Origin of the sequence: Streptomyces sp. BE303, from assembly GCF_036290945.1 — a bacterium.
Classification (GTDB): Bacteria; Actinomycetota; Actinomycetes; order Streptomycetales; family Streptomycetaceae; genus Kitasatospora.
The window spans coordinates 1-283 of sequence record NZ_JAQYWZ010000526.1; the positions used below are offsets into that span (position 1 = coordinate 1).

General features: G+C 59.0%; 1 rRNA gene. It reads right to left on the reverse strand.

What is annotated here, in order from left to right:
- Positions 1-83, reverse strand: a 23S ribosomal RNA gene (locus tag PUR56_RS11000); the annotation flags it as partial.
- Between the last annotated feature and the right edge of the window lie 200 nt (positions 84-283).

Consider the following 283-nt stretch of genomic DNA (forward strand, 5'->3'; position numbering starts at 1 on the left):
CCCCGGGGACTATCGTGGCCTCCCACGTCCTTCATCGGTTCCTGGTGCCAAGGCATCCACCGTGCGCCCTTAAAAACTTGGCCACAGATGCTCGCGTCCACTGTGCAGTTCTCAAACAACGACCAGACACCCACACTCAACAACCCCGAAGGACCGCCTCGCATGAGACCGGCAGTACTGAAGAAACAGACCATACGGCCGTTCCCTCAGGACCCAACAACGTGCCCGACACGCCAGACAACGCACTGTGTTCCACGCCGAAGCAGTACTAACAGGCCTTACC